This is a genomic window from Acinetobacter pittii ANC 4050 (assembly GCF_000399685.1).
Lineage (GTDB): Bacteria > Pseudomonadota > Gammaproteobacteria > Pseudomonadales > Moraxellaceae > Acinetobacter > Acinetobacter pittii_E.
This window is the reverse complement of the sequence record NZ_KB976987.1, coordinates 3,234,277-3,248,410: the sequence shown is the minus strand read 5'-3', so window position 1 is coordinate 3,248,410 and position 14,134 is coordinate 3,234,277. Positions and strand designations below refer to the sequence as shown.

At 39.4% G+C, this 14,134-nt stretch carries 12 protein-coding genes; 3 read left to right on the top strand and 9 right to left on the bottom strand.

From position 1 onward, the window contains the following. Window positions 1-104: 104 nt before the first annotated feature. From nemA to prfB, 3 genes are all read right to left on the bottom strand, one after another. Window positions 105-1,163, bottom strand: a complete 1,059-nt coding sequence (gene nemA, locus F931_RS18965) for an alkene reductase (protein WP_016142773.1) — start codon at window positions 1,161-1,163, stop codon at window positions 105-107. A gap of 28 nt (window positions 1,164-1,191) precedes the next feature. Further along, window positions 1,192-1,494, bottom strand: a complete 303-nt coding sequence (locus F931_RS18960) for an ArsR/SmtB family transcription factor (protein ID WP_016142772.1) — start codon at window positions 1,492-1,494, stop codon at window positions 1,192-1,194. A 221-nt stretch (window positions 1,495-1,715) separates the two neighbouring features. Next, window positions 1,716-2,811 (bottom strand): peptide chain release factor 2 gene (gene prfB, locus F931_RS18955; RefSeq protein WP_155237660.1). Its coding sequence is split into 2 segments (ribosomal slippage): window positions 1,716-2,738 and window positions 2,740-2,811, totalling 1,095 coding nucleotides; the frame shifts between segments, so codons are not numbered across the junction. A gap of 208 nt (window positions 2,812-3,019) precedes the next feature. On the opposite strand from prfB, the gene F931_RS18950 reads away from it, so the two are divergent. Together F931_RS18950 and F931_RS18945 are read left to right on the top strand one after the other, a co-directional pair. Next, window positions 3,020-3,877: a putative porin gene (locus tag F931_RS18950; protein WP_016142770.1), complete on the top strand. Its 858-nt coding sequence runs from the start codon at window positions 3,020-3,022 to the stop codon at window positions 3,875-3,877. Between the two features lie 334 nt (window positions 3,878-4,211). After that, window positions 4,212-4,979, top strand: coding sequence for a putative porin (locus F931_RS18945; protein ID WP_016142769.1), 768 nt, complete (start codon window positions 4,212-4,214; stop codon window positions 4,977-4,979). 45 nt (window positions 4,980-5,024) lie between these two features. On the opposite strand, the gene recJ is transcribed toward F931_RS18945, so the two are convergent. The 6 genes from recJ to F931_RS18920 form a co-directional block, all read right to left on the bottom strand. Continuing rightward, entirely contained in the window at window positions 5,025-6,725 is a 1,701-nt protein-coding gene (recJ, locus tag F931_RS18940) for a single-stranded-DNA-specific exonuclease RecJ (protein ID WP_016142768.1), read from the bottom strand. Next, window positions 6,726-7,382, bottom strand: a complete 657-nt coding sequence (gene pdxH, locus F931_RS18935) for a pyridoxamine 5'-phosphate oxidase (protein WP_016142767.1) — start codon at window positions 7,380-7,382, stop codon at window positions 6,726-6,728. Between the two features lie 9 nt (window positions 7,383-7,391). After that, window positions 7,392-8,729 (bottom strand): phosphoglucosamine mutase, encoded by a 1,338-nt coding sequence (gene glmM / locus F931_RS18930; RefSeq protein WP_016142766.1) that lies wholly within the window; start codon window positions 8,727-8,729, stop codon window positions 7,392-7,394. 149 nt (window positions 8,730-8,878) lie between these two features. Next, the gene (guaB, locus tag F931_RS18925; RefSeq protein ID WP_016142765.1) at window positions 8,879-10,345 is read right to left on the bottom strand and encodes an IMP dehydrogenase; all 1,467 of its coding nucleotides are present in this window, start codon (window positions 10,343-10,345) and stop codon (window positions 8,879-8,881) included. Window positions 10,346-10,480: 135 nt separating this feature from the next. Further along, complete coding sequence (locus tag F931_RS0103985) at window positions 10,481-10,846, bottom strand: YkgJ family cysteine cluster protein (RefSeq protein ID WP_025470425.1); 366 nt, start codon at window positions 10,844-10,846, stop codon at window positions 10,481-10,483. A gap of 90 nt (window positions 10,847-10,936) precedes the next feature. Continuing rightward, window positions 10,937-11,734 carry an oxygen-binding di-iron domain-containing protein gene (locus F931_RS18920; protein WP_016142763.1) on the bottom strand — a complete coding sequence of 266 codons (798 nt, stop codon included), beginning with the start codon at window positions 11,732-11,734 and terminating at the stop codon, window positions 10,937-10,939. Between the two features lie 227 nt (window positions 11,735-11,961). On the opposite strand from F931_RS18920, the gene F931_RS18915 reads away from it, so the two are divergent. Further along, entirely contained in the window at window positions 11,962-14,094 is a 2,133-nt protein-coding gene (locus F931_RS18915; protein WP_016142762.1) for a TonB-dependent siderophore receptor, read from the top strand. Window positions 14,095-14,134: the final 40 nt, after the last annotated feature.

Below are 14,134 nucleotides of genomic sequence, written 5' to 3'. Positions count from 1 at the left end.
GAAAAAATGGCAGAGTTTCGATACCTAAACTCTACCATTACAAGAAAAGTGATTTACTGAATTCAGAAATGGACGAAGTCAGCAAAACAACATTTCAAAGAATCTTATGAAGCTTCTAGCGTTGGATAGTCTGTATAACCTTCAGCACCTTTCGCATATAAAGTTGTTGGTTGAAGTTCGTTTAATGGTAAGCCTTGTTCTAAACGCTGTAAAAGATCGGGGTTAGCAATATATGCCTTACCAAAAGATACAGCATCTGCCTGACCTTCACGCAAGATACGTTTTGCTGACTCTGGTGTTAGGTTCTCATTGGCAATCCATACACCATTAAATTTTTCGCGGAGTTTAGGACTAATACTGTCAGCAGCTTCATATTCACGAGAGAAAATGAAAGCTACATTACGTTGGTTAAGCTGTTCAACCACATAGCCAAACGTTGCTAACGGGTTTTCATCACCCATATCGTGTGAATCACCACGTGGTGCAATATGTACACCTACTCGGCCAGCGCCCCACACTTCAATAAATGCATCAACCACTTCTAATAATAAACGTGCACGGTTTTCAACAGGACCACCGTATTCGTCATCACGTTGGTTGGTATTACTTTGAAGGAACTGGTCAATTAAGTAACCATTTGCAGCGTGTAACTCAACACCATCAAAACCAGCTGCTTTAGCTAATTCTGCTGAATGTTTATATTGAGCGACCACCTCTTTCACTTCTTCTAATGAAAGCGCACGCGGTTTTACATACGGGCGTTTAGGGCGTAATAGGCTCACTTCACCCGCAGGTTGAATCGCACTTGGTGCAACAGGAATATCACCATCTAAAAGCTCAGGATGCGAAATACGGCCTACATGCCAAAGTTGAACTACAATTTTGGAACCTTGAGCATGAACTGCCTCAATAATTTTATTCCAAGCTTGTGCTTGCTCTTCTGACCATAACCCCGGGGTATCTGCATAACCCACAGTTTTTGAACCAATTACTGTTGCTTCAGTCAAAATTAGACCAGCATTTGCACGTTGTTGATAGTATTCAACCATTAAATCATTAGGTACTCGGCTTTCACCACTACGCGCACGCGTTAATGGAGCCATGACCAATCGATTCTTGATTTCAAAATCACCAATCGTTAAAGGAGTATTGAGTTCAGCCATAATCGCCTCGACTTACACTTTTAATAATTTAAAGTGTTTGTTTTAAATGTTCGATATATTGCTGAATCAAAGCTTCGTTACGTGAAAAATAAGACCATTGACCATATTTTTGGACCTGAATAAGCCCCGCCTGTTGTAATACAGACAAATGATTAGACATCGTAGACTGAGCTACTTTACCCAAACGTTCAATATGACCTGCGCAAACACCCTTCTCAAAACTACCACCACATTCTTCAATCGGTAAATAATGATCAGGTTCTTTTAACCATTGCAAAATTTGCCGACGAAGAGGATTGGAAAGGGCTTTGCTAATTGCATCAATATCCATAGGCTCAACACGTCTTTTAAACGAACAAAGCTTTGTTCAGCATTTCGAAAATATAATATCGCATTTTTTCGATATTCATATCTATTTTTTCCGATATTCATATCGTATTTTTTCGATTAACATTCGAAGACTGAACTGCTTTGCCGTTTTAATCGCTAAAAATCCAAGAGTTCTACATATTCATAGATGAACTGTATTTAAACCAAAAGTTCAGCAGACTCTTATAAACCTTGCTTTAAACTCGCTTCGATAAAACGATCAAGGTCACCATCAAGAACAGCACCTGTATTAGAGTTTTCTACACCTGTGCGTAAATCTTTAATACGAGAATCATCTAATACATATGAACGAATTTGGCTTCCCCAACCAATATCAGACTTTGAGTCTTCTAGAGCTTGAGCCGCTTCATTACGTTTTTGCATTTCTAATTCATACAAACGCGCACGTAACTGTTTCCATGCGTGGTCACGGTTAGCATGTTGCGAACGTTGGTTCTGACATGCCACCACAATACCTGTTGGAATGTGAGTCAAACGTACAGCAGAGTCGGTTTTGTTAATATGCTGACCACCTGCACCCGATGCACGGTACGTATCAGTACGAACATCAGAAGGATTAATATCAATTTCAATATTGTCATCAACTTCTGGTGAAATAAATACCGCAGAGAATGAAGTATGACGGCGGTTACCACTATCAAATGGTGATTTACGGACTAAACGGTGTACGCCTGACTCTGTGCGTAACCAACCGTAGGCATATTCACCTTCAACACGAATCGTTGCTGATTTAATACCAGCGACATCGCCATCAGACACTTCCATAAGTTCTGCTTTAAAGCCATGACGTTCAATCCAACGCATATACATACGTAATAGCATAGATGCCCAATCTTGTGCTTCGGTACCACCTGAACCTGATTGAATCTCTACATAACAAGGATTCGGATCCATAGGGTTGCTAAACATACGACGGAATTCAAGTTTAGCCAGTTCATCTTCAGCCGCACCAAGCTCTGATTGAACATCCTCAAGCAAGCTTTCATCGTCAGCTTCTACAGCCAAATCCAACATCGCTTTTGCATCGTCAAGCTGTGTAGATAAGCCATCCAATACATTAATAACGTTTTCTAGTTCGCCCTTTTCTTTCGCCATTGCCTGAGCACGGCTTTGATCGTTCCAGATCGCAGGATCTTCTAACTCACGTAAAACTTCTTCTAAACGTTCTTTTTTCAGATCGTAGTCAAAGATACCCCCGTAGTGTTTGGCTACGATCAGTTAAGTCTTTCAATTGGTTTAGATAAGGATTAATTTCCACGTGAGTGTTCCCATAAAAGCAGATAAACAGTCAATTATTTTAGCATAGCTTGCCATACTCAAACAAAAAGGCTCAAACACATTGATTTTTATTATCTTATTGATGAAAAACAAATATAATATTATTGATTTATCTGTTAAAAATACATTAAAATTAATAACTTAAGTCTTAATAACTTTATAACATATATTACTCTAGAGTTTTACCCATGAAAAAATCAAAATTTTTGTTTGCACTCTTCACAGCTGTATGTGCTTTCAATGCAAATGCCTATCAAACTGAAATTGGTACAATGTATGAATTTACAGATATGGATGAAGGAGAAAATAATAGCTTCGGAATTAATGGCAAATATTATTTTAATCCAGTAGAAGCAAAAACTTTCCCTTTAGCTGAAGCTGCTTTTTTAAATAAAGCTTCTAATATTGGTCTTGGATATGCCTATAGCAAATTAGAAGATGACGAAGACTCTGGAAAACTCGAATTTAGTTCTTTAGGGATTACGGGTGAATACTTTATTCCAAATACCTCATTCTATTTATCAGGAGCATTTAACCGTACAAAAACTGAAGTCACTGCAAATGGTTTTGGTTCGGTTGATGATAGTGGTAACGGCTATGCTGTAGAATTTGGTTTCTTGCCAACCAATGGTTTGTTATTGGCTGCTGGTGTAACAGACTTGTCTGAAAGTTTTGATCCACTACAAGCAGCTAAATATGGCTTTATTACTTCGCTTTCAAATGTCGTAGCCGTAACTGGTGAAGATGATGATACCGCAGTAACTTTACGCGCCAAGTATGTTACTCAAATTTCGGGTTTTTATACTAATTTTGAAGGACAAACCTATATTGGTGATGAAACCACTTACCGTTTAGGTGCAGATCTCTATCTTGATCCTACTTTAAGTATTGGAGCATCTTTTGCAGATTCAACAGCAGAAGATTCAGATACAATCTTTAGTGTTCGCGCTCAGAAATTCTTTACACCTCAAGTAGCAGTAGGCTTAACTTACACAACTGTTGATGATGCTGACTCTTTTGGTATTAATGGAACATTCCGTTTCTAATCCATAAGTATTTACTATTAAAAATATGATGCTCAAGGAAATTTTCCTTGAGCATTTTTCATTTTATTTTAAGTTTAATTAGTAACATCCTCATACAAAATTGGGTATTTTTACAGCATTTTTTATGATCTACACAAAATATCCTCAATTTTAATAAAATAAAACATTATGTTTTTATATTTTAAAATCAATTGGTTAAATTAAATTACTTTACATAAATAGCACACGGTTACAGTACGGTTACTTGAGCAAGATTGACGATCAAGCTTTTTCGTCTAGACTTAAAGTTGTAACAAAACATTTATAAAATCGCTTTTTAGAGGGGAGAGATTCCATGAAAAAACTAGCAATTGCATCAGCTCTTTTATCTGCTCTTGCAGTAAGTGGCGCAGCAAACGCTTACCAAGCTGAAGTTGGTGGTTCTTACAATTATCTTGATCCAGACAACGGTAGCAGCGTAAGTAAATTCGGTGTTGACGGGACTTATTACTTTAATCCTGTTCAAACTCGTAATGCTCCACTTGCCGAAGCAGCATTCTTAAGCCGCGCAAGTAACGTTAACGCCCTTATCAACTATGGCGATAACAGCGGTACAAAAGATACTCAATATGGCGTAGGTGTTGAATATTACGTTCCTAACTCAGATTTCTACCTTAGCGGTGATGTAGGTAGAACTGAACGTGAAATTGATAACACTAATATTGACCGTAAAGTAACGACTTATGCAGCTGAAGTAGGTTATTTACCAGCTCCTGGTTTATTACTTGCTCTAGGTGTTAAAGGTTACGACGAAAAAGACGGTAAAGACGGTGCTGATCCAACAGTACGTGCTAAATACGTAACTCAAGTAGGTCAACATGACGTAAATCTTGAAGCTTATGGCGCGTTTGGTGACCTAGACGAATATAAAGTTCGTGGTGACTACTACATCGACAAAACTTTAAGTGTTGGTGCAGATTACTACAACAACGACTTAACTGATAAAGATGAATTTGGTATCAATGCTAAAAAATTCTTAAATCAGCAAGTAAGTGTTGAAGGTCGTGTTGGATTCGGTGATAACGACAAGACTTATGGTGTTCGTGCAGCATACCGCTTCTAATCAAGCCTAAAGTCATAAAAAATCCGCTCAATTGAGCGGATTTTTTTATTGGTTCAAATGTATGATGCGCAATTGCAAATTTACATTACCATTAAATGCATTTCGGTCTATTTCATAGACCAAATGAACTTCATCTTGCATAGGGTTAAATTCAAATTTGCCTGCGGCATTAAAAGCAATTGCATCAAAAACATATTGATCTAGTGCCAATCTAAGTTTGAGATGTGCTTCTTTAAGCCAACGATAATCAACAACTTTAAAATACCCTTCAAATTGCGGAAAAGGGAATTTTTGTCCCCACGGCCCTAGCTGTTCTATCCAGTCTAAAGTATCGAGTTGTAAGGCAGAAGCAGGGAGTTCTCCATCCGTCCAGAGAGTTGCTTGAAACAAAGATTCTTCCATTTCTGCAATGCAATTGGTAAACGCTGTTTTAAAAGCCTCAAAGTTTTCTTTACGTATGGTTAAACCAGCCGCTGCTGCATGACCGCCAAAATGGCTGACCAGTTCTGGATGTTGTTCCGCAACCTGTTCAATCGTATCTCGAATATGCACGCCATCAATTGAACGTGCAGACCCCTTAATATGAATACCATCTTCATCTGGTGCAAACACAATAGTGGGACGATGAAACTGTTCTTTTAAACGCCCTGCTACAATTCCAATCACACCTTGATGCCAATTTTCTTCGAAGAGTACTAGAGCTGGAGGAATATCTTCCTTTGAAAGCTGCAAGCTATCTAAAGCAGATAAGGCTTGTTGCTTCATCTCCCCTTCGATTTGACGCCGCTCAATATTTAATTGATTTAATTGTCTCGCGATCGGATAGGCAGTTTCCATAGAGTCTGCCAACAAGCATTCGATCCCGATGCGCATGCTTTCCATACGGCCAGCAGCGTTAATACGCGGACCTAAAACAAAACCTAAATCTTGTGCACGCAAAGATGAAGCCTCACGGCCAGCAATATCTAGCAATGCTAATATTCCAACTCGGCATTGATGTTGCTGAATGCGCTTCACGCCTGCATCGACCAAAATGCGGTTGTTATAATCTAGGACAGCAACATCGGCATAAGTTCCCAAAGCAACCAAATCTAAATATTGAGTGACTTTACTCGTACTTTTACCTTGTTTACTACGTAAACTCGCTAAATTGGCCAGCACATAAAATGCAACTCCAACACCTGCAAGCGCTTTACTTGGGAACTCACAACCTAACTGATTAGGATTTACCACTGCTTCTGCCAGAGGCGTTTCTTTGGTCGTTAAATGATGATCGGTAATAATAACTTGCATGCCTAGCGCATGCGCTGCATCCACACCAGTATGACTGGAAATACCATTATCAACAGTAATCAATAGGTCAGGCTGATATGTTCGATGTGCAAGTTCTGCAATTGCAGGGGTAAGTCCATAACCGTATTTAAATCGGTCTGGAACCAAATAGTCGACTTGTGCTCCCATATCGCGAAGCACCAATACCATTAATGCTGTGCTGGTTGCACCATCGGCATCATAATCACCGACAATAACAATTTTTTTCTGCTCATCAATGGCTTGGTCTATTAATGCCACAGCGGTTTCTAGTCCCTTGAGCTGTGGAGCTAATAAGTTCTTAAGTTTTAACTCTAATTCCTGTTCAGATTTCACTCCACGTCTTGCTAAAATTTCAGCAATAAACGGAGGCACGCCCTGAAACTGTTCAGGGCGTATTAATAAAGGTCTTTGTTTGATTTGTATTTTTGTCATTTAAGGCATCAGTCGGTGCAGCGTCCATTGATCATCGATTTTTTCATAACTTAAGCGGTCATGTAAACGATTTGGTCTTCCCTGCCAGAATTCATAATAATCTGGTTGCAAACGATAGCCTCCCCAGAACTCTGGCTTATCAAGCACTTCACGACTTTCGACTTGCTGTTGTAAGTCTTGAAAGCGTTGCTGTAACAGCTCTCGGCTTTCGATTTTACCACTTTGTGGAGTACTGATATGTGCTGCAATCTGGCTATCACGTGGTCGTTTAAGATAATAATCTGTAGATTCTTGCTCAGCAATTTTAACTACATGACCACCAACTCTCACCTGGCGCTCTAGACTTGGCCAATAAAATAATAATTCGGCATATGGATTTTCTGCCAAATCTATACCTTTTTGACTGTCATAGTTAGTATAAAAATCATACCCAGCTTCTGTGGCCCCACGTAACAAAACTGTTCGCACATGGGGTCTGCCATTCGCGCCTGCTGTTGCTAATGACATTGCATAGGGTTCATGTAAATTCGCTGCTAAAGCATGGTTAAACCAACCCAGAAACTGCTGATGAGGATTAGATTCAACCTGCCCCTCATGCAACTCTCCTTGCTCATAACTTAAGCGTAATTCACTTAAATCTTTAATGACATCACTCATGTCATCACCTTACGCAACTTGTGCTTGTGAACGTACCGCATTTGCCAAGTGCTCAGCCAAAGCATTCACTTCTTGCTCGTTATCACCTTCAACCATGACACGAATCACAGGCTCAGTTCCTGATTTACGAATCAAAATACGACCACGGCCTTTAAGCTGCTCTTCTGCTTTATCAAATTCAGTAACCAATGCCGGAATTGAATACGGATCAAGCATTTGTTCTAAACGTACATTCACAAGAATTTGCGGGAATAGTTTAAAGTCTTGAACCAACTCATGAAGAGCTTTATTTTGTTCGACCATTACGGTTAAAACTTGAAGCGCTGCAATAATCGCATCACCGGTTGTGCTCTTGTCTAAAGTTAGAATATGACCAGAAGGCTCACCACCTGTTACCCAGCCGTTTTCTTCTAAAGCTTGTAATACATATCGGTCGCCAACCTTAGCACGCACAAAGCCAACATTCGCTTTTTCAAGTGCAACCTCAAGTGCCATATTACTCATGACAGTACCAACAACACCTGCTGGTTTTTTCTGAGCTTGAGTCGCTAAAATATATAAAATATGGTCGCCATCAATTAAGTTACCAAACTTATCGACCATCACGACACGGTCAGCATCGCCATCAAAAGCAATCCCTAAATCTGCTTGATGTTCAACTACTGCTTTTTGTAGGTTTTCAGGGTGAGTTGAGCCACAACCTTCATTAATATTTAGGCCATCTGGCTCATTATATAAAGCAACAACTTTTGCCCCTAACTCACGGAAAACTGAAGGCCCAACACTATATGCAGCACCATGAGCACAGTCCAATACGATCTTTAAATTATTTAAGTCAAAGTGGTAAGGAAAAGTAGATTTACAAAATTCGATATAACGACCGTTTGCATCAGTTACGCGAACACTTTTACCTAAGTTTGCAGTATCCTCAATTAATAAATCTTTTTCTAATTCAAGGTTAATTTCTTCTTGCAACGAATCTGGTAATTTTTTGCCTTCGCTTGAGAAAAATTTAATACCATTATCAAAATATGGGTTATGCGATGCAGAGATAACAATACCTGCATGGGCATGTAAAGCACGGGTAAGGTGTGCAATTGCTGGTGTTGGTAATGGACCAAGTAAATGAACATACACGCCAGCAGCGTTCAAACCTGCCTGTAAAGCAGACTCTAAAATATAACCAGATAAACGAGTGTCTTTTCCTAATACAACGAGTGGCTTATTTTTCGGACTCGTTCGTTTTAATACCTTCCCTGCAGCAAAACCGAGTTTTAAAGCAAACTCTGGAGTAATAGGCATTTGCCCAAATTTTCCACGAATACCATCCGTTCCAAAATAACTCATAGCTTATCTCATTCTTACGCCACTTCAACCGTGGCTTACTTCATATATGGCAATTCCGCCATATTTCTTTTCGTCAGATTTACTTTACACCAAAAACAAAAAGCCGTCAGTGTAATGACGGCTTTCTTGATTGTTTTGGTTACCAAAATCTAACCAACACGATAGTTTGGAGCTTCTTTAGTAATCGTTACATCGTGAACATGTGACTCAGACATACCCGCTGAAGTAATTTTCACAAATTTCGCATTTTGACGAAGATCTTCAATTACCGATGAACCTGTATAACCCATCGATGAACGTAAACCACCCATCATTTGATGAACGATATTACCCATTGGGCCTTTATATGGAACACGGCCCTCAATGCCTTCTGGTACTAATTTTTCAGCGCCCGCTTTTGAGTCTTGGAAATAACGGTCAGCAGAACCTGTAGCTCCCGCCATTGCGCCTAATGAACCCATACCACGATATGCTTTGTAGTAACGGCCTTGGAAAAACTCAACCTCGCCAGGTGCTTCTTCAGTACCCGCTAGAAGTGAACCCACCATGATCGTACTTGCACCCGCACCGATCGCTTTTGCCATATCGCCAGAGAAGCGGATACCGCCATCTGCAATTAAAGGAATTTGATCTTTTAGTGCATTAGCAACGCTGTCAATCGCAGAAATCTGTGGCATACCAATACCCGCCACAATACGTGTGGTACAGATAGAACCAGGGCCAATACCAACTTTTACAGCATCTGCGCCTGCATCTAATAATGCTAATGCGGCATCACCAGTTGCGATATTACCGCCAATCACTTGTACTTGAGGGAAGTTTTGTTTTACCCAACGTACACGTTCAATTACACCAGCTGAGTGACCGTGTGCTGTATCAACAACAATAACGTCTACACCAGCTTCAACTAATGCTTCCACACGACTTGGAGTCTCAACGCCTGTACCTACCGCAGCACCAACACGTAGACGACCAAGATCATCTTTACAACTGTTTGGATAACTCTCAGCTTTACGGAAGTCAGTTACTGTAATTAGGCCTTTAAGTTCGTTGTTTTCGCCAACGACCAAGACTTTTTCAATGCGATGCTTTTGCAATAATGCTTGAATATTTTCTTTAGATTCGCCTTCACGCACAGTAACCAAGCGATCTTGACCTGTCATGATGTTACTAACTGGCTGTTCTAAATTAGTTTCAAAACGCGTATCACGGCCTGTCACAATACCAACAACCTTACCGTCTTTCACAACAGGTACACCGCTAATGTTATTAGCATTGGTAATTGCAATCAGTTCACGTACTGTAGTTTCAGGCGTTACAGTGATAGGATCTTTCACCATACCCGCTTCGAATTTCTTAACACGGCGTACTTCTGCAGCTTGAGCAGCAATATCCATGTTTTTGTGCAAAATCCCGATACCACCATTTTGTGACATTGCAATCGCCATACGTGACTCAGTCACTGTATCCATTGCTGCTGAAACTAATGGGATATTTAAATGAATGCCGCGAGTTAAACGTGTCTTTAAAGAGACATCTTTTGGGAGAACAGTAGAGTAGGCAGGAAGTAATAAGACATCATCGAAGGTTAGCGCTTCTTGAACGATGGTCAGCATAACAATCTCACTGGTAAATTCCGTGAGCTATTATAAACAAATTTCGATGCAATTTTCATATAATCTTTGCCTTTTTCAGCAATAGATATCCACCTACTCTAAATATTTCTCACTTATTATCAAGTTAGCTGATATTTAACTCACCTGATCATAGTCTTGATCATTCTCTGAATCTGCCGGGCTAACTTGAATAAGAGGAATAAGCTGATGCGCTAAACGAGCCTTATTACATTGCTCATCAGCAATCTGCACTTCTCTACAGGTAGAACTACGCACTGCATAAATAGAACAACCCACCTCTTTACCAATTTCCCCCGTCAAAGCCTGACATCGTGGCTCAGCCTGATTGGTTCCACGCATACATGAATAGACAGGTGTCAAAGGTTCAACTAGATGTTCGCCCATTGATTCGGCCTCAGCCCAATAAAATGAAACCCGAAAATGTGCACAACACGCCCCACAGCGCAGGCACTCATCTGGAGTCGCAACTTGAGATAACATTTTTATTCAAATTCTCGTCATCAAAAATTTTTCTGTGACGCAAAATCCTAAAAAAAATTTAAATGAGACTCAATATATCCAATATCATTTTTATGTTGGACAGCTAAAAATTTGTTCCGTCATTAAATCAACACCACAAGGTAATGTTTCAATCCAGTCTAAAAATTGCTTAACCATTTGTTTACCAATAAACGGGCTGCCATGCTGTGGAACAATCATTTCAATATCCATCTGCCGGACCATATTGGCCCATAAACGTATAACTTTATTGGAGCACATATAACGTTGGTGAAAGGCTTTCATTTTCATGATATGTGTATCGAAATCTTTTAAAGGTTGATTAGCATCCTCAACAATAGATGCTCCCATATCACCCGAAAATAAAATTTTAGCGATTGGATCATAAAACTGGAAATTACCTACCGAATGTAGAAAATGTGCAGGAACCACCACAAGCTTTGACTCGCCCAATTGAATCACTTGGCCACAGTCAGGCAATTCAATAAGACGGTCCTCCCAATTACCTTTCATACGCTCACTCATAAATGAGGAATTTAGATGCGGTAAAAATCGTGCCCATAATTTTGACGCCACGACTTTAGCATCGGTATAGACTAACCAGCGCGGCATTGAAGTAATAATGTCCGGATCCTGATGCGAAGCCATCACATAGTCCAAATTTTTCAAACGTGTATATTTATTTAATTCCATCGTTAATGGAACATAGGTCAAATCGCCACCCGGGTCGATTACAGCAGCTCGTTCATGGTCAATAATTAAAAATTGATTGGCTTGGATACCTTCCCCTTTGACCAAACTGGTAAAACTAATACATTTATGTACGCCATTATCAAATAATATCTGCGACGTTGATTTTTCAAACCCCATACAATTCCCCAAAAAAGCTTTAAATATTAAATATTTTTATATCCATAATAAAATAATGGGATTCTATAACTCTGGCAATGAATTATTTGATTTTTCTCATAATATTTTAAAATGGGTTTGGATTTTCTTATTTTAGAAATGAATCATAATGTTATTTAAAATTAACTCGCAATAAATTAAAATAATTCTCATTATCAAATTTACTTTTTGTGCTGCTTAGGCCTCCCATGACTCAACCCTTCCGTTTTTCGACTTCAAAAACATTGTTAGCAGTTGCTATTTTTACTTCGATTACAGCAAGTCACGCTGAACAAATAACAGAACAAGGAAATTCAACCAATGTCCTACCCACAATTTCTGTTCAAGCACAAAAAGAAAGCTCTTCACCTTATGTCGCAACGAAAGCTAACTCTATTTTAAAATCAGATGCGCCCTTATTTAAAACTGCTCAGTCGGTTTCAGTAGTGACCCGCGAGCAGCTTGACCAGAAGCAAGCAAAGACACTTGCAGATGCAATTGAAGGCGTTGCAGGTGTGGGTGCTGGGAAACTTGGTCGCCGTGGTTGGGATGATTTCATTATCCGTGGTCAAACTTCTTCTGATCAAATTTTTATAGATGGTTTACGCCAAGCTCAACAAAACACCTTTGTTGCAGCAGAAATATCGGGCATGGATCAGGTACAAATTTTAAAAGGCCCCGCTTCAGTTAATTTTGGACTGGTACAACCAGGTGGTATGGTCAATTTAGTGACTAAACGCCCTCAAGCTGAAAGCTTTGCTCGGGCCAGTATGACTTATGGCAGCTACAATCTTAAAGAAGGGACATTCGATTTAAACTATAGTCCTAATAATAGTGAAAAAGGGGCTTTTCGTTTAAATGGACGTATCTCTGATCAAGATGATCCGACAGATTATGTCTATTTTAAAAATTTCTATATCTCCCCTTCTTATAACTTTGACTTAGGAGATAACACTGACCTCTCTGTCATCGCAAGTTATCAGCATCGCGAATATATTCGTCAGCAAGGCTTGCCTGTGATTGGGACATTAAAAGACAATCCGAATGGAAGTTTGCCTAAAGACTTATTTATTGGTGAACCGAGTTACGGCGCTTATGATGCCGATGTCTTCCGTACAGGTTATAACTTTAGGCACGCTTTTGATAACGGTTGGGAATTTAAGCAAAATTTTGCAATTCAAAAAACAGAAATGATTGGTCCTGCGGTATTTTATAACGGTTGGACCGATAAGAACTATACAACACTTAAACGTCAAGCTCGCTATCAGGATGTCAGTAATCTAAGTTTCTCAATCGACAATAATGTCCAAAAGACTTTTCAGATAGCAGATATGACACATCAAATAACAATTGGTTTAGATGGTCTGCAAGACAAAAATGATTATCTAAATAATCGCTGTACTGCCACAAATTTAAATCTATATTCACCGCAATACGGAACTACAGTCACTTGTCCGGAAAAAGTCACAAACCATGATATTAACCGCCTAAAGTATATGGGGTTATATTTACGTGATCGTATTCAGATTAATGACCAGCTCGTTTTAAATCTTGCGGGTCGCCAAGATTGGGCGCAAACACAAACTGTAGATTTAGTTAAAAATACCAATACTAAAAAATCAGAAGAGGCTTTTACGGGTAATGCCTCATTGTTATATACAGTTAATGATGTAGTTGCACCTTATGTAAGCTATGCAACGTCTTTCTTCCCAACAAGTGGCTCAGACTCTGCCGGAAATACCTTTGATCCTGAGAAAGGTAAACAGGTCGAAATCGGGATGAAACTGCAAAGTCCTGATCAGCGAATACAAGGTAGCATTGCTTGGTATGATTTAAAACGTCAAAATGTTTTAGTCAACGACCCTACAGATACTACTTTCAAAATACAGCGCGGTGAACAATTAACTCGTGGTATTGAGACTGAGTTAAATGCAGATGTATTAGATGGCTTAAAATTAACGGCAACCTATACTTACACCGCAGATGCTGAAATTAGTAAAGATGCGAACTCAAGCAATGTCGGCAAAGCACTAGATAACATTCCTGAGCATGCTTACAGCCTGTCTGCTCGTTATAAGTTCGACCCTGCATCAAAAATTGGTTGGTATGTTGGCGGTGGATTCCGAGGCGAAACATATAAAACTATGGATAAGCTAGATGTTCATATTCCTGGTTATACCGTATTTGATACAGAAGCTGGCTACGATGCAGGACACTGGGGTGCTCAACTTGCAATCCGTAATTTATTCGATAAAGATTATTACGCAGGTGCCTTAAATGAAAATATGGTAACTCTAGGCAATCCACGTCAAATTAACTTCACCGTGAAATTTAACTATTAAAATTGTCCATAAAAAACGCACTCGAATTGAGTGCGTTTTT